Origin of the sequence: Brevibacillus panacihumi, from assembly GCF_003710985.1 — a bacterium.
Classification (GTDB): domain Bacteria; phylum Bacillota; class Bacilli; order Brevibacillales; family Brevibacillaceae; genus Brevibacillus; species Brevibacillus panacihumi.
Genome location: NZ_RHHT01000015.1, coordinates 86,571 through 106,870 on the forward strand (window position 1 = coordinate 86,571; position 20,300 = coordinate 106,870).

Annotated in this window: 18 protein-coding genes; all 18 read left to right on the forward strand. The window is 53.3% G+C overall.

The window, feature by feature from the left end; translation table 11 throughout:
* The first annotated feature begins 66 nt into the window (after positions 1-66).
* The 18 genes from EDM58_RS08210 (at position 67) to EDM58_RS08295 (ending at position 20,256) form a co-directional block, all read left to right on the forward strand.
* On the forward strand, positions 67-915 hold the full coding sequence (locus EDM58_RS08210; RefSeq protein WP_031305925.1) for an ABC transporter permease: 849 nt from the start codon (positions 67-69) through the stop codon (positions 913-915).
* 39 nt (positions 916-954) lie between these two features.
* Positions 955-1,953, forward strand: coding sequence for an ABC transporter ATP-binding protein (locus tag EDM58_RS08215; protein WP_122912901.1), 999 nt, complete (start codon positions 955-957; stop codon positions 1,951-1,953).
* Positions 1,950-2,945 carry an ABC transporter ATP-binding protein gene (locus tag EDM58_RS08220; RefSeq protein WP_122912902.1) on the forward strand — a complete coding sequence of 332 codons (996 nt, stop codon included), beginning with the start codon at positions 1,950-1,952 and terminating at the stop codon, positions 2,943-2,945. The genes EDM58_RS08215 and EDM58_RS08220 overlap by 4 nt, the downstream gene beginning before the upstream one ends.
* Positions 2,946-2,954: 9 nt before the next feature.
* Positions 2,955-4,367, forward strand: coding sequence for a D-alanyl-D-alanine carboxypeptidase/D-alanyl-D-alanine endopeptidase (gene dacB, locus EDM58_RS08225; RefSeq protein WP_122912903.1), 1,413 nt, complete (start codon positions 2,955-2,957; stop codon positions 4,365-4,367).
* 198 nt (positions 4,368-4,565) lie between these two features.
* A complete protein-coding gene (locus EDM58_RS08230; RefSeq protein WP_122912904.1) occupies positions 4,566-6,035 on the forward strand; it encodes a M81 family metallopeptidase in 1,470 nt (489 codons plus the stop codon).
* 45 nt (positions 6,036-6,080) lie between these two features.
* Positions 6,081-6,941 carry a MurR/RpiR family transcriptional regulator gene (locus tag EDM58_RS08235; protein WP_246000580.1) on the forward strand — a complete coding sequence of 287 codons (861 nt, stop codon included), beginning with the start codon at positions 6,081-6,083 and terminating at the stop codon, positions 6,939-6,941.
* 28 nt (positions 6,942-6,969) lie between these two features.
* Entirely contained in the window at positions 6,970-8,580 is a 1,611-nt protein-coding gene (locus tag EDM58_RS08240; protein WP_023557528.1) for an ABC transporter substrate-binding protein, read from the forward strand.
* A gap of 8 nt (positions 8,581-8,588) precedes the next feature.
* Positions 8,589-9,518: an ABC transporter permease gene (locus EDM58_RS08245; RefSeq protein ID WP_246000581.1), complete on the forward strand. Its 930-nt coding sequence runs from the start codon at positions 8,589-8,591 to the stop codon at positions 9,516-9,518.
* Positions 9,519-9,561: 43 nt separating this feature from the next.
* Positions 9,562-10,455 carry an ABC transporter permease gene (locus EDM58_RS08250; protein WP_246000615.1) on the forward strand — a complete coding sequence of 298 codons (894 nt, stop codon included), beginning with the start codon at positions 9,562-9,564 and terminating at the stop codon, positions 10,453-10,455.
* 27 nt (positions 10,456-10,482) lie between these two features.
* Positions 10,483-11,370, forward strand: a complete 888-nt coding sequence (locus EDM58_RS08255; protein WP_122912906.1) for a serine hydrolase — start codon at positions 10,483-10,485, stop codon at positions 11,368-11,370.
* Positions 11,371-11,398: 28 nt separating this feature from the next.
* Positions 11,399-12,385, forward strand: a complete 987-nt coding sequence (locus EDM58_RS08260) for an ABC transporter ATP-binding protein (protein WP_122912907.1) — start codon at positions 11,399-11,401, stop codon at positions 12,383-12,385.
* Complete coding sequence (locus EDM58_RS08265; RefSeq protein WP_122912908.1) at positions 12,382-13,371, forward strand: ABC transporter ATP-binding protein; 990 nt, start codon at positions 12,382-12,384, stop codon at positions 13,369-13,371. Before EDM58_RS08260 ends, EDM58_RS08265 begins: the two co-directional genes overlap by 4 nt.
* A gap of 1 nt (position 13,372) precedes the next feature.
* Entirely contained in the window at positions 13,373-14,500 is a 1,128-nt protein-coding gene (menC, locus tag EDM58_RS08270; protein ID WP_122912909.1) for an o-succinylbenzoate synthase, read from the forward strand.
* 19 nt (positions 14,501-14,519) lie between these two features.
* Positions 14,520-15,350: a GNAT family N-acetyltransferase gene (locus EDM58_RS08275; protein WP_122912910.1), complete on the forward strand. Its 831-nt coding sequence runs from the start codon at positions 14,520-14,522 to the stop codon at positions 15,348-15,350.
* Between the two features lies 1 nt (position 15,351).
* Complete coding sequence (locus tag EDM58_RS08280; RefSeq protein ID WP_122912911.1) at positions 15,352-16,761, forward strand: serine hydrolase; 1,410 nt, start codon at positions 15,352-15,354, stop codon at positions 16,759-16,761.
* Between the two features lies 1 nt (position 16,762).
* Positions 16,763-18,184 (forward strand): serine hydrolase domain-containing protein, encoded by a 1,422-nt coding sequence (locus EDM58_RS08285; RefSeq protein WP_122912912.1) that lies wholly within the window; start codon positions 16,763-16,765, stop codon positions 18,182-18,184.
* 22 nt (positions 18,185-18,206) lie between these two features.
* On the forward strand, positions 18,207-19,046 hold the full coding sequence (locus EDM58_RS08290; RefSeq protein ID WP_122912913.1) for a M55 family metallopeptidase: 840 nt from the start codon (positions 18,207-18,209) through the stop codon (positions 19,044-19,046).
* 229 nt (positions 19,047-19,275) lie between these two features.
* The gene (locus EDM58_RS08295; RefSeq protein ID WP_183187453.1) at positions 19,276-20,256 is read left to right on the forward strand and encodes a response regulator; all 981 of its coding nucleotides are present in this window, start codon (positions 19,276-19,278) and stop codon (positions 20,254-20,256) included.
* Positions 20,257-20,300 lie beyond the last annotated feature (44 nt).

A 20,300-nucleotide genomic window follows, 5' to 3' on the forward strand; every position in this document is an offset into this window, starting at 1 on the left:
GGAGGGGAGTTCTGGCAGATGCTTACCAAAACCGAAACGAATGTACAGCCAGCCAAATTGGATGAGATGGAGTCTGCATCCGTCTCTTTCTTTGGCATGGCATGGAAGAAGCTGAGAAAAAACAAAGGAGCGATGATTGGGGGATCGATCCTGCTCTTTTTTATCCTCACCTCTGTATTTGCTCCGGTTCTTACCCATTACCCGGTCAATGAGATGCGGTATGACGAAACCTTGAAGCCTCCGAGCCGAGAGCATTGGCTCGGAACCGATGAATTCGGCAGGGATATTTACACGCGTATTTTGTACGGCGGCCGCGTCTCGCTGCTCATGGGGCTTGTTGCGGTCTCGATTGCAGGAAGCGTCGGGGTATTCCTGGGTGTTATCGCGGGCTATTACCGAAGGCTTGATCTTTACATCATGCAGCTGATGGACATCCTCCTGGCTTTTCCGTCTCTCTTGATGGCGATTGCGATCGTAGCGGTGTTAGGCGTCGGGCTGACCAATGCGATGATTGCCGTAGCCATTTCGGTCATTCCTTCTTTTGTCCGGGTGGTCAGGGGCTCCGTGCTGGCGGTTCGCGAAAAGGAATACATCGAATCTGCCAGGGCACTGGGTGTACGCGATTGGAAAATCATCGTCCGCCATATTTTGCCTAACATCGCCTCACCGATCATTGTGCTGGCTACCCTGCAATTTGGGGTAAGCATTCTGTCGGCTGCCGCTCTGAGCTTTCTTGGCCTTGGCGCCCAACCGCCCAATCCGGAATGGGGCGCATTGGTTTTTGTGGGCAAGTCCTTCCTGAGCCAGGCTTGGTGGATGACGCTCTATCCCGGTTTGGCGATCATGCTGGTTGTCCTTGGCTTCAATTTACTAGGAGATGGCTTGCGCGACGCTCTCGATCCCAGAATCAAATAAAGACAGACTCGTTCATGAGATGAAAGGGGGCGCCAGACGATGGCTGTGACAGAGGAGAAAGAGCTGCTTCGGGTGGAGCAGTTATGCATCAACTTCAAAACAGAAGACGGCGGGCATATCCAGGCCGTGAAACAGTTGAATCTGACCATAAAAGAAGGGGAAACGCTGGCCTTGGTAGGCGAGTCTGGATGCGGCAAAAGCGTGACCTCGCTGTCATTGATGAGATTGATTCCGAAAAATGCGGGATTTACGGAAGGGAAAATCATCTTTGAGGGCAAAGATCTCAATCGAGTCTCTGAGCGGGAGATGCGCTCCATTCGCGGCAACTCGATGTCGATGATTTTTCAGGAGCCGATGACCTCCTTGAATCCCGTGCATAAAATTGGCAAGCAGATCGGGGAAGTCATTTATCTGCACTCTTCTTTATCCAAAGCGCAAATCAGAGAGAAATCCATCGAGATGCTGAAAAAAGTGGGGATTCCTCGAGCAGAAAAAATCATGGACGAATATCCGCATCAGCTCTCAGGAGGCATGAGGCAGCGGGTCATGATCGCGATGGCGATGGCATGCACGCCGAAGCTGCTGATCGCGGATGAACCGACTACGGCGCTCGACGTCACGATTCAGGCGCAAATCCTGGAACTGATGAACGAGCTGAAGAAGGATTTTCAGACCGCGATTCTCTTGATTACCCATGACCTGGGAGTCGTTGCGGAGATGGCGGATCGCGTCATGGTGATGTATTACGGTCAAATTGTCGAACAAGCCGACGTGCGTACGCTGCTGAAATCGCCAAAGCATCCCTATACGATCGGTCTTTTGAACTCAGTGCCTGACATGGACGACGAAAGCGATAAACCGCTTGTCCCCATCATGGGGAATGTACCGAATCTGGGTGTGATTCAGGCAGGTTGTCCCTTCTATGCGAGATGCCCGCAAGCCTTTCAAAAATGTCATCTGGAAAATCCGCCGTTGTTCAAGCTGGGGGAACAGCTGGTCAGATGCTGGCTGTACGAGAGTCAAGAGGTGATCGCATGACGGATGCCCTGTTGGATGTAAAGGAATTAAAGGTGTATTTTCCCGTAGGCAGCGGAATTTTCCGGAGGCACAGCCATTTCGTCAAGGCGGTTGACGATATTTCGTTTCGCGTGCAAAAAGGCGAAACCTTGGGTATTGTCGGCGAAAGCGGATGTGGAAAATCGACGATGGGCAGAAGCATTCTGCGACTGATCGAACCTACTTCCGGCTCAGTCAAATTCAAAGGGCATGAAGTGACAGCGTTGACGAAAAGCGAGCTGAGGAGATTACGCGCAGACATTCAGATCGTTTTTCAAGACCCGTACGCTTCTCTCAACCCCCAATTGACGATAGAGTCGATTCTGGGAGAAGCGCTCTCCACGCATCAGATCGGAAACAATGCGAAAGAGCGCAAGGAAATGGTAGCGGAGCTGTTGAACAACGTCGGCTTAAGTCCCAGGCACGCGGGGCGCTACCCCCATGAATTCAGCGGCGGACAGCGGCAACGGATCGGAATCGCGCGGGCCATCGCTGTCAATCCTGCCCTGATTATTGCGGATGAGCCAGTATCGGCATTGGATGTTTCCGTACAAGCGCAAATATTGAATCTGTTTCAGCATCTGAAAAAGACGTATGAGCTGACCTACATTTTCATCGCGCATGATTTAAGCGTAGTCAAACATGTCAGTGACCGGATTGGCGTGATGTACCTTGGAAAAATGGTAGAGCTGGCAGGGAAGAAGCAACTGTTCCAGAAGCCGCTGCATCCGTACACCCAAGCTCTCATGTCGGCCATACCGTCTCTCGATCCGGATGTGAAAAGAGAGCGGATCATCTTGAAAGGAGACGTCCCCAGCCCGATCACGCCGCCGCAAGGATGTCATTTTCACCCGAGATGCCACTATCGTATAGAAGCCTGCGAGCATGTGAAACCGCGCCAGATCGAAGTGGAGCCTGGCCATTTTGTGAGCTGCCACCTATACGATACAACCGATAACCTTACCGAGAAATGAGGAGAGCGCATGGCAAAATCTTATGACGAAAGCACCATTCCATCTCTGCAGGATCAATTGGATGGGATCATCTCCCGGGTCGAGCAGACAGGAGCTTCGATCGGAGTACTGATCAAATCCTTGGATCGTCCAGCGGACCAAGCGATCTTGTATCCCCATGACGCAGACAAATTGTTCACGCCTGCCTCCAACACCAAGATCTTGACCGTATTGACGGCTTTGCTGCGTCTCGGAGGAGAGTTCCGCTATCAGACCGAAGTAGCCTGCACAGGCGATTTGCGAGAGAATGGCGTGTTGAAAGGCGATCTGTACATAAAAGGGTACGGAGATCCGACCTTGCATACCGGTGAGCCGTTTCAGGTGCATGCGGGAGTTTCCCTCTCTGATATCGTCGCTTCCATCCGGCAGAAGAACATCCGTGAAATCAACGGCAACATCGTGGTAGACGCATCTTATTTCGATGATCAACGCCTGGGAGACGGGTGGGCTTGGGATTATGAATCGGAGTATTACAGTGCCCAGACCAGCGCCCTTTCCGTGAATCGCGGAGTCGTTCAGGTGCATTATCGTCCGGGAGAGGCGCCGGGAGACAGAGTAGAGGTATCGCTCACACCCAAAACCAGCTATGTTCAGCTGCGTGTAGATGCCAAAACAGTCCCGGCTGGGGAGCCCAATACACTGCAAATCGGCAGACAACGCGGTACCAATGAAATTTGTGTGTCGGGAAATCTGCCAGTTGCAGTGGAGGGCAGCCATTTTGTTACCGTCGATGATCCTGCGCTTTTGGTGGGAACGCTTCTGAAAGAATTGCTTGAGGAAGCGGGAGTGGTGCTCTCAGCCGCATGCCAGGTACAGCAGGGAATCGTGCCTGATCAAAGCGATCAGATCGCTTTGTGCGAATCGGCTCCTTTGAAGGAGATCGTCAAGCATTTGAACAAGACAAGCGACAACCACTACGCCGAAATGCTGTTGAAGACGATGGGCGCAATTCTGAAAGGGGAAGGAAGTGCCCAGGCAGGCATCCAGGTCGTCAGGGAGACGTTGCAGGAGCTGGGCGTCGACAGCAGATATGAATTGCGCGACGGGTCCGGCCTGAGTCCTTACAATCTCATCTCGCCCAGGCAAGTCCTGACTGTGCTGGAGGCGATGATGGATACATCGGAGTATGAAAATCTCCTTCATTCCTTCCCGATCATAGGTGTGGACGGCACGCTGGAATCACGCCTGAAGGACCATCCTCTTTGCGGCCAGGTGAAAGCAAAGACGGGTTCCTTGGTGTCCGTGAGCAGTTTATCGGGATACGCGACCCTTCCATCAGGGGAGAGAGTGGTGTTTTCCATCCTGGGCAATCGCTATCCCGGAGATACCGATTATTTGAAGGAACAGGAAGACAGGATTCTGCAAGCATTGGCAGCTTTTTAAAAGAACAGCCTATCGACCCGAGGACTAAGTCTTGGGGAAGATAGGTTTTTTATTTTTTAAACTTTTCAGAAAACTGCTATTGATAAACGGCGGAATTGGGCATATAATCCAACTAGAGTTATAACTTCAAAAATCGGCAAATGATAAAGTCTAAACTTCACGATGATCTGATTTTGAAAAATCGGAGGGTGAGCGAGCATGAAAATTGTCATTGCGGAGGTCATGCACGAGACCAACACGTTCTCAAACGTCCCTACGACGCGGGATTTGTTTGAGCTGTGGGAATGGGCCAAGGGAGAAGAAATTGTAAGCGCTCACAGAGGGGTGAGGGATTTTCTGGGGGGAATGGTCGATGCAGCGGAAGAGCGCGGCATCGAGGTAGTCGGGGCGTTCGCCGCCAGTGCCTATCCCGCGGGAACCATCACCAGGGAAACCTACGAGGCTTTGCGTGATGAGCTCTTGTCTGGAATCACAGCAGCAGGGAGTGCAGATGCCATCTGCCTGTCGCTGCACGGAGCAGGGGTAGCAGAGGGGATCGACGATCTGGAAGGAGCTCTGCTGAAGGCTGTCCGCCAACAGGTAGGCTATGAGATTCCGCTCGTCGTGACACTGGATCTGCACGGCAATATCACGGATCAGATGATTGCGGAGGCCGACATCCTGCTAGGGGTTCATCTCTATCCGCATACGGACTGCTACGAGCGGGGGAAGGAAGCCGTGGAGCTGGCGGAAAAAATGGTGAAGGGAACGCTGGTCCCACGGATGTATCGAGCAAAATTGCCGCTGATCGTGCCGACCTCTACCACCAATATTTCTCCGGCAAAAGACATCAACGAGGTCTGCTACCAATGGGAGCAAAAGCCAGGCGTCGTGGATTGCGCGTTCTTCCACGGCTTCCCTTACACCGATATTCCAGAACTTGGCGTTACGGTGGTGGCCGTAACGAACAATGATGAGAAGCTGGCGCAGCAGGCTGCTGAAGATGTGGCGCGGGTCATCTGGGAAAAGCGCGAGGAGTTTTCCCTGGACATTCTCTCACCCCAGGAGGGGCTGGAGCTGGCAAAGGCTGCGACGGCCTATCCAGTCGTCATCAATGAAACCTCTGACAATCCAGGGGGTGGAACTCCGGGAGACGGAACCTATCTGCTCCGCGCCATGCTGGAGGCCGATCTTGAGGACGCCTGCTTCGGCTTTATCTACGATCCGGAAGTAGCAGCACTGGCTCACGAGAGTGGGGTAGGTTCCACCATCCAGGTCAGACTGGGAGGCAAGACCGATCAGCTTCACGGTGCCCCGATCGAGCTTACCGCGTATGTCAAAGCACTGACAGACGGTTCGTTTATCACCTCCTCGCCGATGGGCAAAGGATCTCCTGTCCATCTCGGCAAATCGGCGCGTCTGCAAGCCAATGGCGTGGATATCCTCGTCTGCTCGGTCAAAACGCAGGTGCTGGATGAACAAGTCTTCCTCCTGCATGGCATTGATGTGAATAAGTACAAAATCGTCTCCCTGAAGTCCAGCCAACACTTCCGCGCCAGCTTCGAGCCGATCGCTGCGCAGATCATCACCGTAGATTCGCCAGGGCTGACTACTTTGCAGTTCGCGTCCTTTGACTACAAACGCTTGAACAGGCCCGTCTATCCGCTTGATAGCGTCTCACTGCCTTAGACGGACGAGCCAACATTCTAGAAAATAGGTGATTTGATGGAGAGCATGCAAGACAGAATTCGCAAATCATACGAACAATTAACCAACCAGCAAAAAACAGTCGCAAAATACCTACTCGATGAACCGAATCAGGTTGCTCTTCATCCGGCAAAAGTCATCGGGTCCTTGACCGGGACCAGTGAAACAACCGTTATCCGTCTCTGCTACTCGCTGGGTTACTCGGGGTACAGCGAACTGCAAAACGAGATCCGCCAGTCTTTGTTGTTCCCCGTGATACGCGAAAATGTAGTGCAGACCTTTCACGACTCGGCTTATGAATTCCAGGATAGCGATGATGTGATTTCCTTTACGATGGAGCAAGATCTAGCCTTTATCCGCAAAACCTTGGCCGACCTGGATCGGCGCGTCTTTGACCAGGCGATCCAGGCGATTCTTGCAGCGCGAAAGATCGTCGTTCTCGGAGGCCGCACCAGCTACGCTCCTGCCTATTGGCTGTCCTATGCCCTAAATATCGTCAAGGGCGATACCCATCTCTACAGGGGACAGATGGATGACGCCAATTACCTGATCTCGGAAGCGGATGAGGGGTGGCTGGTGATCGTTCTCTATTTTCCGCGGTATTTGCAGGACACCTTGTTTTTTGCCAAGGCTGCCAAAGAAAAAGGAGCTACCGTCTTAGGCGTTACCGACCATGATTTGTCTCCAATCGGCCCTGTCGCAGATGTTCTGCTGAAGGTCTCCACTCCTTCCCCGGCCACACTAAAAGGGATGTCCGCTATTTTCACGCTGCTGAATGCCGTAGTGAGCGGTGTCGCGCAGATGGATCGGGAACAGGTGCAGAAACGAATCAAGCGGTACGATCAGACGAGCGAGCAATTTTATCCGTTTGTTCAACAAAAAGAGTAAGATCATTCAGGGCAAGGGGGCGTATGGCATGATGAAATGGAGAAGTTTGGCACCGATCGGACTTGGCATGGCGTTGTTGTTGGCAGCCTGTTCTTCCAACACGAGTGTCAGCCAGAACAATTCTTCGACACCGCAGCAGCCGGCCGCAGCTACAGAAGGAGGGACGCTCGTCGTGGCTGCCCCGGTGGAGCCGGATACACTGGACTCCCAAAAATCCACCTGGCTGGACAATACCAACAGTCAAAGCTATGATTCCTTCCTCAGCCGCGACATGCAGGGTAAACTGGTCCCGCACCTGGCAGAGTCGTGGGAAGTATCCGATGACGGGAAAGTATGGACCTTGAAGCTGCGTCAGGATGTGAAGTTTCATTCCGGTGCCCCGTTGACAGCAGAAGCGGCCAAGGCATCCATCGAACGCTTCGCCGAAATCTCACCGGTGAAAGATTTGGCAGGCCCCATCGAAAAAGTCGAAGCAGCCGACGCGCATACGGTGAAGGTTACTTTCAAGGAACCGTTTGCCCCGTTTGCCAACATGCTCCTCGGAACCTTCATCACGCCACTGGACCCCGAGCGCCTGAAGGAAAAAGGAGACCAATTCGGAGAAGCGCCCTCGGCCACAGGACCGTTCATGAACCCGGAAATCAAGCGCGGCGCGTCAGTCACCTATGTGAAAAATCCGGATTATAAATGGGGCCATGTGTATGCGGACAATCCGGGTGCGCCGTATGTGGATAAAATCATGTTCCGCTTCCTGAAAGACGATGATACCCGAATCCTCGAGTTCAAAAAAGGCACCATTCATGTCTTGCAAGAAGTCCCCACTACGTATGTTCCGGAATTGCAAGCGATACCCGGCGTCAAAATCGAAACCAATATGGAGCAGGGCATGAAGTATTTGGGCTTTAACAACAAAAAGGACGTTTTCAAGGATGTCCGCGTCAAGCAGGCGATTGCCATGGCTGTCGACCGGGAACCTATCGTCCAGTATGCGTTGTCTGGATTTGCCAAGCCGATCTTCGGACCGCTGCCGCCAACCATTCCGGGACACAGCGAAAAAATCGAGAACATGGCCAAAGAAATGTACGGCTACAACGTAGAAAAAGCAAAACAGCTCCTGGCAGAGGCAGGCTATACAGACAGCAATGGCGACGGAATTGTGGAAAAGGATGGCAAGCCTTTCTCCTTGGAACTTCTATTAATGGATGATCCGGTCTTGCAACGCGTCGCGCAGATTCTGCAAAACCAGCTTAAGGAAATCGGCCTAGACATCAAGATCGCCGTCACGGATGCGGCGACAGTCAAGGATCGGGCCATCAAAGGAAATCATGAACTTTTCCTGCTCTATTTTGGATTGAATGATCCCGACATTCTCTTTTTGCTCATGGAGACAAACAACTCCAAGCGTGTCCATTATTCCGATCCGAAGGTAGATGAGCTTTTGACCAAAGGACGCACCACTCTGAACGAGGAGGAGCGGATGAAAGTCTATGAGGAAGCTATGGAGCTACTGGTGAAGAATCCACCGTGGGTGCCGTTGTATGTCACGGAATCGGTTACCGCAACACGCAACATCGAAGGGTACAAAATAAATCCATTCACAGGCGATATCTTGTTTGGAGACATCAAGATCACCAAATAAAAAGGGAGATGGGGCGTTTGCATCGATATCTATTTCGAAGACTGCTGTCGCTCTTGGGAACGCTGCTGGGCGTCACCATTCTCATCTTTCTGTTGGTACAACTGATTCCTGGGGACCCCGTGCAATATCTGCTCGGGGACTACCCCACGGAAGAGGCCATCGCTGCGATGAACGCCCAGCTCGGTCTGGACCAGCCCTGGATCATGCGCTATTTCAGTTTTCTCGGCAAGCTGCTGCAAGGCGATCTGGGGACGTCCTACATCACAGGGATAACGGTCTGGCAGGAGATTGAGGACCGGTTCCCGATCACACTTCAGCTTGCTTTGTACAGCATCATCCTGGCGACAGTGATCGGCATAGTGGTCGGCATGATAGCAGCGGTGAAGCAGAATACGTGGGTGGACCGCCTCGTCGTCTTTTTTTCCTTGCTCGGAATTTCGGCGCCAGGCTTCTGGATCGCATTGTTTCTGATCTGGATTTTTGCATATCAGCTTTCGATTTTCCCCATATCCGGCTACGACGGATTCTATTCGCTGGTTCTCCCGTCGATCACGCTTGCATTGGGTGGGGCAGGGATGATTGCCAGGATGACGCGATCAAGCATGCTGGATGTGATCAAGCAGGAATACATGCGGACCGCACAAGCCAAGGGCGCGCCGCGGACGTCGGTAATCCTGATGCACGGCTTGCAAAACGCCATCATTCCCGTCATGACTCTGATCGGACTGGAGTTTGGCTCCTTGTTGGCTGGAGCCATCGTGACCGAGACGGTTTTCTCTTTGCAGGGATTGGGCAGCCTGGCGATCGAAGCCATTGGCAAAAGGGATATGCCGACCATCCAGGGAATCGTGTTTTTCGCAGCCGTCCTGTTCGCCTTGACCAATCTCTTGGTCGATTTGTTGTACACCCTGTTCGATCCGCGGATTAAATACGAGTAGGAAGGAGCGGGAAAACATGAATGGAAACGCGAGTCAACTTGAAATCGCAGATGAGAGCAGGACATCGTCTCCGAGTCGGGTTGCCGAAAATCAGGTGGCTCCTCCTCCGGTATCCTACTGGCTGCAAGTGTTGAAGCGTCTGGCGCGCAACAAAACGGCGATGTTCGGCGCCGTGATCTTGCTTGTGTTTACGATCGGATGTGCCAGTGCGCCGCTGATTGCCCCATATCCGATTGATGAGATGAATTTCAAGGATCGGCTGATGGCTCCAGGTTCTGCACATCTTCTGGGGACGGATGACTTTGGCCGCGACATCTTTTCCAGACTTTTATACGGAGGCCGCATCTCGCTGTTGACAGGATTGGTCACCGTAACCGTCGCGTCCTTGATCGGAGTTACCCTCGGCGTGATTGCTGGGTACTACCGCAAAGTGGAGCTCTACATCATGCAGGTGATGGATATTTTGCTTGCCTTGCCTGCCTTGCTGTTGGCAATCGCCATCATCGCGGTGCTGGGACCGGGTTTGACCAATGCCATGATTGCCATCGTCATCGCCGTAATCCCTTCCTATGTGCGGGTCGTCCGGGCCCAGGTCCTCTCCATTCGGGAAAAAGAGTACATCGAAGCCGTACGGGCATTGGGAATCCGCGACCGGGTCATTTTGGTGAAGCATATCCTGCCGAACATCTTGTCCCCCATCATCGTCTTGATGACCTTGCAATTCGGCACCAGCATACTCGCTGCCGCAGCGCTCAGCTTTCTGGGTCTGGGGGCACAGCCGCCAGCGCCGGAGTGGGGGGCCATGGTCTACGTCGGCAAGGCATTTCTGGGGCAGGCATGGTGGATGTCTATCTTTCCCGGCTTGGCGATCATGCTGGTAGTCTTGGGCTTTAACCTTTTGGGCGATGGACTGCGCGATGCGTTGGATCCTAAATAACCGTTGGGACAGAGAGGGGAACATATTATGAACCTGCAGCAAAAGCTGGAGTCTGTATTGTCGGAAAGTTCAGGAACCTTCGGGGTGGCTGTCAAGCATATGGGTACCGGTGAAGAGGCTCAGATTCGGGCCGAACAGTATTTTCAGATGGCCAGCACGTTCAAGGTGCCGATCCTGGCAGCTCTCTTTCGCGATGCGGATGCCGGCTTAGTCAGCCTGGAGCAGAGGTATCGTCTGAGCGAAGCGGATCTGGTCCCGGGCTCGGGGGTATTGAAGGAATTTCTTCCGGGGGCAGAGGTGGCTCTGAAGGACCTTGCGACACTGATGATCATCGTCAGCGACAACCTGGCTACGGACAAAGTGCTGGAGATCATCGGCAAGGAGCGAGTGGAGGCATACATGCGAGAGTTGGGCTTGACGCAAATCTCCATCAAGCACGATTGCTGGGAGCTGCTAAGCATCGGAGCGGGGATGGCCGGGGAGAAAAAAGGGGCTGAAGGCTTTCGGAAGCTGACGGAATCTTTTCAGACGTCGGGTTTTGATCCCGACAGCTTCATTTTCCAAGCGTCACCTGAAAACAATGTGGCGACACCGGCAGACATGGGCAGGTTGCTGGAGCTGATCGGCACGGGAAAATTGGCGTCTGAGCAAGCGTCCGATGGCGTGCTCGATATCATGAAGCGGCAGCAATTGCGCAATCGCATCCCGTATCTGTTGCCGGATGAGACCATCATCGCCTGCAAATCCGGTACGGTCGGTCATGTGGTGAATGATGTCGGCATTGTCTATCTTTCCGATGACAAAGGGGCGTTTGCCATCGCAGTGCTTTCCTCCGGGAATCCTTCCGTCAAAGAGGGAGAGCGTGTGATTGCCCGTCTGGCCCAGACAGCCTATGAGCATTTCGTCCAGGAGTAAAGCAATCGCAAGGATAGGGGGCTGTACGATGAACGAGAAAAAGACCGTGTTGGATATCGACCGGCTCTCTGTAAAGCTGAAGACCGAGCGAGGCATGTTTACGGCAGTCAATCAAGTCAGTTTTGAGATTCAACCGGGAGAAACCGTAGCATTGGTCGGGGAGTCAGGCTGTGGCAAAAGCCTTACTTCCCTGTCGATCATGGGATTGATTGCAAAAAAGCTGGGGGTCGTCGAAGGCAGCATCCGCTTCAAAGACAAGGTGTTGAACCAGCTGCGGGAGCGCGAGATGCGGGCGATTCGCGGCTATGACATCTCGATGATTTTTCAGGAGCCGATGACCTCGCTCAATCCCGTCCATTCCATCGGTCGGCAAATCGACGAGGTATTTCGTCTGCATACGAGTGCAAGCAAGCAGGAAAGACGGGCCCAGACCATCGAGATGCTGCGAAAAGTGGGGATTCCCCGCGCGGAGAAAATCGTCCATGACTTTCCCCATCAGCTTTCCGGGGGGATGAAGCAGCGCGTCATGATCGCCATGGCGATGGCCTGCCAGCCGGACCTCCTGATTGCGGATGAGCCGACCACTGCACTCGATGTCACCATCCAGGCGCAAATCCTCGACCTGATGAATGACTTGAAACGCAAGGCAAATACAGCGATCCTCTTGATCACGCATGATCTCGGGGTCGTAGCGGAGATGGCGGACCGCGTCATGGTGATGTACTACGGAGAAATCGTCGAAGAAGCGGATGTGCAGACCTTGTTTGCCTCGCCCAGACATCCTTATACGGTCGGTCTGCTGCAATCGATCCCGAGTCTGGACAGGGAGAACAAGCGCTTGACGCCGATAGAAGGAAATGTGCCGATTTTGGGAGAGGTGCAGGATGGCTGTCCGTTTCGCTCCCGCTGCACCCATGCCATGGAAAGATGCGCCCGGGAAAAGCCGCCGATGATTCACGCAGGCAAGCATGCCGTGCGCTGCTGGGTGTATGCGGATCAGGAGGTGGCGATATGAACGACACGCTGCTGGTCGTGGAAGACCTCAAAACCTATTTCCCTTTGAAAAAAGGGTTGTTCGGACAAAAGACAGGTGAGATCAGAGCGGTGGACGGCGTCTCCTTTCAACTGCGGCAAGGCGAAACCTTGGGAATCGTCGGAGAAAGCGGCTGCGGCAAATCGACGACAGGGCGCAGCATTCTGCAGCTGGTTCGACCGAGCGCAGGCTCAGTCCGATTCGGAGGAGAAGAATTGATCTCCATGCCGCCAGCCAAGCTGCGAGGGATGCGCAACCAAATGCAAATCATTTTCCAGGACCCGTACGCCTCCCTGAATCCGCGTCTGACGATCTCCACCATTTTGGCGGAGGCCCTCTCGGTAGGAGAGAAGGTTGCGAATCCGACAGAGATGCGCGAGCGGGTACTGGCATTGCTCCAGCTCGTCGGTCTGAATCCGAATCACGCCGACCGCTATCCGCATGAATTCAGTGGTGGGCAAAGACAGCGCATCGGCATCGCACGCGCCATCGCTGCTAGACCCAAGCTGATCGTAGCCGATGAACCTGTGTCGGCGCTGGACGTCTCCATTCAGGCGCAAATCCTGAATTTGCTGCAGGATTTGCAGGAGGAGCTGGGACTGACGTATTTGTTCATCTCGCATGATCTCGGTGTCATCAAGCATATCAGCGACCGGATCGCCGTCATGTATCTGGGGCGTATCGTCGAGATTGCCGACAAGCGGCGACTGTTCGAGCAGCCCATGCATCCGTACACGCAAGCATTGATGTCCGCAGTCCCGATCCCCAATCCCAATCAGAAAAAGGAACGAATCGTACTGGGAGGCGATGTTCCAAGTCCAGCCAATCCGCCGGTAGGCTGCGCCTTTCATCCGAGATGCGCCCAGGCGATGGAGATTTGCCGACGTGTACGGCCCCAGGAGCTTGAAATCGAACGAGAGCATTTTGTTGCTTGCCATCTTTATGGGTCATCAGAAAAGGAGCGATAGCATGAAGATCGAGAAAATTGAAGTAAGACGCTTGCACCTGCCGCTGAAGCACGCATTCGAGACGAGTTTTGGTGTACAGACGAAACGCGATTTCCTGCTGGTCAGTGCGCATGGGGAAGGAGAGACAGGGTACGCGGAAAGCGTAGCCATGCCGTTTCCCTTTTATAATGAAGAAACGACAGATACGATCATCTACATGCTGGAAACCTTTCTGATTCCGCTGGTGCTGACCAGTCCGATCGAGAGGCCGGAAGACGTGGCCCGTCTCTTTGCCCCGATACGCCGCAACAATATGGCGAAGGCAGCCATCGAAGGGGCGGTATGGGATCTGTATGCGAAGCAGAAAGGAATGACCTTGGCTCAAGCACTTGGCGGCGAACGCACGGAAATCGAAGTGGGCGTCAGCGTGGGGATCGAACCTTCAGTGGAGGATGTCGTGCGGAAAGTAGAAGGCTTTGTTGCCGAGGGCTACAAAAAAATCAAGGTGAAAATCAAGCCGGGCTTTGACATTGCCTTGATTGAAGCTCTTCGCAAACGCTTTGGCGACTCGCTGCCGCTGATGGCAGATGCCAACTCGGCGTATACCCTGGAGCAGATCGACATCATGAAAGAACTGGACCAGTACAATCTGATCATGATCGAACAGCCCCTCGCACACGATGACATCGTCGATCACGCCTTTTTGCAAAATCAATTGAAGACGCCAATATGTCTCGACGAAAGCATTCATACAGCGGAGGATGCCAGACGTGCCATCGAACTGGGGAGCTGCAAGATCATCAACATCAAGATCGGACGCGTAGGAGGACTGACGGAATCCAAAAAAATCCACGATCTCTGCCAGGCGCACAACATGCCGGTTTGGTGCGGAGGCATGCTGGAGAGCGGGATCGGCAGAGCGCACAATATAGCAATAACGTCATTGCCGAATTTTACCATACCAGGCGATACCTCTACGTCCAACCGCTACTGGGAGCAGGACATCGTCGTTCCCGAGGTGGCTTTCCTGAAGCCAGGCATTCTGGCTGTTCCGGGAGGACCGGGGATTGGCTACGCGATCAATTGGTCGGCGGTTCAAGCCCTGCAAGTGCAGGAAAAAAGCTACACAATGGCGGATGTAAAATCCTGATTCCGAGGTGAGCGAACAAATGAATCAGGTACTGGAATACCGAACCGTTACATCCGCTGCCCGGATGGCCGAAATCGAAGAGCTGCAATGCGAGATATGGGGAGAAGGAGTCATGACTCCGGCTGCCCAGCTGTTGGCTGCGTCTCACAATGGCGGAGTCGTGATCGCAGCATATGATGGAGACTTGCCAGTCGGCTTTTGCTATGGTTTCGCCGGATTTCGGGAAGGCCAAGGATTTCTTTGCTCGCATATGCTGGGAATTCTGCCAGAGTACCGGGACATGGGCATCGGCAAGAAGCTCAAGCTGATGCAGCGTGAATGGGCCTTGGATTACGGATACGACAGGATTGTCTGGACCTATGATCCGCTAGAGGCGCGCAATGCCTACCTCAACTTGTGCAAACTGGGCGGCAAGGTGAGGAAATACATGGAATCTTACTACGGTGATATGCATGACGGCATCAACAAGGGATTGCCGTCAGACCGCTTTTTGCTGGAATGGGAGTTGAATGGCAAGCGTACCATGGCTGGGATAGGCGGCGGGAAAAACGAAGAGCCGACTTGGAGCTCGTACCCGCGGCTGCTCGATTGGGAGCTTGACGAACAGAAGCTTCCTCGCCCATTGATTCGGGAAGGCTTGGGTGAGTATCCGGGCATTTTGCTGGGTGTACCTGCGTCGATTCACAGCCTCAAGCATGACGCTCTCCAGGTGGCGATGGATTGGCGCTTAGCATTGCGCGACATGTGCAAGTCGGCTTTTTCACAAGGGTACACCGTGATCGGTTTGCTCAAGAGCGACGAACCGGTTCACGCGTATGTGCTAGAAAAAAATGTCGAGGGGGAAATGTGACATGCATCCATTGGAAGCGTATGCACGAAAACTGATGGAGGACGCCAAGCTGCCCGGTGCCTTTATCGGGATTGCCAAGGATGGGGAGCTGCAGTTTACAGGAGGGCTCGGGTACCGGGATCAGGAAAGGCAGACGGAGATTACGCCAGATACCGTATTTGGCATCGGTTCCATCACCAAGTCCTTTACTTGTGTCGCGATCATGCAGCTGCAAGAGGCAGGCAAGCTTTCGGTTCATGATCCGGTCGTCACGTATTTGCCGGAATTTCGGACGAAAGACGAAGAGCGGACGAAGCGGATCACGATCGCTCACCTGATGTCGCATACCTCTGGGCTGCCGTCGCTGCCCACGCTGTACTACGCGATGCGGCGCAGCATGGAGATGGATCCTGCCGTGCAGGAAAATCAGAGCAGCGTCGATCTTTCGGCTCATGCGCCTATCGATACGTATGAGCAACTGATGGCGTTTATTGACGGGCTGGAAGTAGAACTGCTTGGAGAGCCGGGTACGGAGTTCAGCTACAGCAATGACGGGTACTCGTTGCTGGGTGCGATCATCGAACGGGTCAGCGGACAGTCGTATGAGAGCTACATGAAGGAGCATATCTTTGACCCGGCTGGCATGGAACATACGGTCTTTCTGATAGAAGACCTGGGAGACTACGACAACATTACCACCCTGTATACAAGCAAAAAGGGCGACGAGGGCAAAGAAGTTTTTGCAGCTCCTCTCTGGTGGGATGCTCCTTCGATGCGGGCAGCGGGTTTCATTAAGTCTACAGGCAGGGATATGCTCGCCTATGCCGAGATCTTCCGTACAGGCGGGATGGTTGGGGACGTCCGCATCTTGTCTGAAGAAAGCGTCCGTCAGATGATTGGCAACTATGCAGGTTTGGAGCCATCCCGCCACTACGGCTACGGATTTATGGTGACACCGAATTTTCGCGGGGGGACATTGATCGAGCATGGCGGCGCGATAAAAGGAGTGGCCGCTCAGCTATGCATCATACCCGAGCAAGGAATCGCCTGCGTTGTCCTGACTAATCTGGACGGCTCGCCTTCCGCGGAGCTTTTGGCGGCGGCCATTAACACGGCCCAATCACTTCCGGTCGAAGAACCCATCGCGCTGTATCCTGACTATTCCGTATCTGCGGATCTTTTAAATGAATTCATTGGCGAGTATCGGTCCGGAGAAGGGGAGAAGGTTCAGGTTTCCTTGAATGACGAAGGACTCGAGCTGCAGTTCCAAGGCATGACCCTCCCGCTGCGTGCAGTGAAGGAAGACAGCTTTGTCTTTAAGCTGGGGACAGGACAGGAGAGGTACATTCGCTTTATCCGCAGCAATACCGGCGAAGTCAGTCGCGTGGCGTTCCATTTCCGTCAACTGATCAAAGAAAAGGAGGAGGCATGAGATGAGCGTCCAGACATGGGAACAGACTTTTGAGTCATACGCCCAGGACTTGATCGATGAAATGAAAGTGCCGGGAGCTTTCGTCGCCGTTGCCAGGGATGGGCAGTTGATCTATGAAAAAGGCTTTGGCTATCGCGACCGGGAAGCGAAAATTCCTGCCGATCTGGATACGGTCTTCGGCATCGGCTCGATCACCAAATCGTTTACCTGCGTCGCCATCATGCAGCTTCAAGAGCAAGGAAAGCTGTCCGTGCATGATCCGGTAATACGCTATTTGCCCGAGTTCCGCACACCTGACGAAGAGCATACCCGGCAAGTGACGATTCACCATTTTATGACTCATACGCCGGGACTTCCGCCGCTTTCTTCGCTGATCCCTGCCACACAGCGCAGCATGGAGGATGATCCGGCAGCAGAAGAACTGCTGAAGCACCCCGAATTCGCCGGCAAAGAGCCGATCGATACCTTTGAGCAATTGATGGCTTACATCGGCGAACAGCCGATCGAATTGTTGGGTCCGCCGGGCACGGAGTTCAGCTACTCGAATGATGCTTACGCCCTGTTGGGGACCATTATCGAACGTGTCGCTGGGCAAACCTATGAAAGCTATGTGCAAGAACGAATTTTGCAGCCGCTGGGGATGAATCGTTCCGTCTTCTTTGTCGAGGAGCTGGGAGATGACAATCATTCCACCCTATACGCAGCCAAAGATAAGGACGGCGTGAAAGAAGTGTACCGCGCCCCCCTCTGGTGGGATTCGCCAACCATGCGCGCAGCGGGATTTCTCAAGGCGTCTGCGAAAGACATGCTGCGGTATGCGGAATTGTTCCGAACCGGCGGTATTTCGGGTGGCGTCCGCATCCTCTCCGAGGAAAGCGTCAAGCAGATGGTATCGCCTCATGCGAAGGTGGATGCCATCCGCGGCTATGGGTACGGACTAGGGATCATCCCTTTTGCGGAAGGGGTGACACTCGTCCAGCACACGGGAGGATTAAAGGGAATCACGGCACAAATGCTGATCCTGCCGGAAGCAGGCTTGACAGGCATCGTCTTGACCAATATTGGAGATGCTCCGATTTCGGAATTGACGCTGGGATTGCTGAACAACCTGTTCTCCCGTCCGCCGGGGACCCAGTATGCGAGCTTTGCGGACTATGAAATCCCGATTGCGCAGATCAAGGAGTATGAAGGGACATTCAAGTCAGGTGAAGGCGATGAAGTCCAGATTCGGACAGATCAAGATGCTGTACAACTGCTTCTTGGCATGGGAAGTGAGTCATTGCCGCTGCGCCCGATCGGCAAAGATGAATTCCTGTTTACACGACGAGGCGTAGATACGCTCGTCCGCTTTGTCAGGAACCAGTCGGGAGAGATCAAACGCTTCGCTCTGGGCTCGCGTCAATTGCCAAAAGTGGAAGCGTAATCAGAAGGGAGGGGGGCTACTCGTGAAAGTATTTATTTCCTTGGATATGGAAGGGATTTCGGGTATAAGCGAATGGGAGGATGTGATGCCTGGCCGCAGGCATTACGAAGCGGGACGGAAGCTGTTGACGTTGGACGTGAACGCGGCGATTGAAGGAGCTTTGGAAGCGGGCGCGACACAGATTATTGTCAACGAATCCCACGGTCCGATGAACAATCTGATTCTGGAAGAGCTGCATCCCGCGGCAGACGTGATCCGTGGCTTTTTCAAGCCGCTCTGCATGATGCAGGGAATCGATGAAAACTGTGACGCTGCCTTTTTCATCGGTTATCACGGGAAGGCAGGATCAGGCGAGGCCGTGCTCAACCACACGCTGTCCGGGCTGGCCATCCATCGCCTCATATTGAATGGAAAAGAAGTGGGAGAAGCAGGCCTGAATGCTGCCATCGCAGGAGCTTTTGACGTACCGGTTGTTTTGGTGACCGGGGATGAGCAGACGGCTCGGGAAGTGGAAGAGGATATTCCGGGCGTCTTTACCGTTGCCGTAAAATCAGGCATTACCGGGCTCTCCTCTCTGGCCCTTCATCCTCAGCGGGCACGAGAGCTGATCCGCCATAGAGCCAAGGAAGCACTGCTGAACCGAAGTGCCGTAAAACCGATCCAGCAGCAGGAAGAGAATACCCTGGTTGTCGAGTTTACCCGCTCGCAATTTGCGACAGCCGTTAGCTGGATGCCTGGTGTGGAATTGATCGACGGCCGAACCATCCGCTACAAGTCGCAGAATGTCGCCGAGATAATGCCCGTTTTGCAAGCGATGCTGCTAGTGACGAGCCAAGTCAATCGGATGATCACAGGAGCCTAAAATTTGTCCCAAATCAACGCTCAGCCTTTTTCAACGATTTGTTGAATGAGGTTGAGCGTTTTTTTCTTCTTTTGGAAAATTATACGCGCTAAAGCGCGAGAAATAGTGGAAGATAGTATACGTGCAACGATGAATACGCCAAAGATTTGGCGTATTCAAGTTTTCTAATGTTACAATAAAAAGATGATACTATTGATAGAGAATGGAAAAGTCGCGAGGGGGAACCACCATGAAGGCTATTCTAGTCGACGATGAGCGATTAGCTTTGAGCCACCTCAAGCAAATTCTGGAAAAATATGCAACGGATATAGAGTGTGTCGGAGAATTCTCGGATCCTACAATCGTGCTCGAGCAGATCAAAGAGCTACAGCCCGATGTCGTTTTTCTCGATATTCAAATGCCCGAAATTGACGGTTTGCAACTGGGAGAGCAGGTACAAGCAGCTTTTCCGCACATACTGATGGTTTTTGTGACTGCTTTTGACCGTTTTGCCTTGCAGGCATTTGACCTATATGCGCTGGATTATCTCTTGAAACCCGTGTTGCCAGAACGTCTCCAGCAATCCGTCCAGCGTTTGCGCGAAAAGATGGAGGCGGGCAAAGACAGGCAAGTCGTCTCAAGAGAAACAAAGATCTGCTGTTTTCAAAATATCCGCATTCAACTGCCAGGCAGGGAACCGGAATCGCTCAGATGGGGCTCTGCAAAGGCAGTGGAGTTATTCGCGTATTTGCTGCATCATCGAGACCACGTGATTGACAATCAACACTTGATCGAGCTCTTGTGGTCGGACTATGAGGAGTCCAGGGCGGCACAGCAGCTGTTTACAGCCATCTATCACATCCGCCAAACCTTGCAGAACAACGGGATGGGAACCGTCACCATCCGCAGCGGCGAGTTCGGCAAGGGATACATGCTAACGCTCGGTGAGGCGCAAGTCGATACGGAGAAGTGGGAAATGCTGGCGAATCAAGCGCAGCAGCAATTTCCGCAGCAGATTGAGGTTTGTGAGCAAGCATTCAGCATGTATGAAGGAGATTATCTGGGCGCGTACGACTTTTTGTGGGCAGAACCGGAGCGCGAAAGGCTGCGGAACCTATGGCTGAGTCTCGCCGAAAAATTGATCTATTACTATTCTCAGAAAGGAATGCAACGGGAAGCGATGGAGGTTCGTCTGCGTGTCCAACAACTGCTTCCCGTACAAGCCGATTGATGCACAGGCTGAGTATATGCCCCAAGCCCCGCTGTTTTCACGCA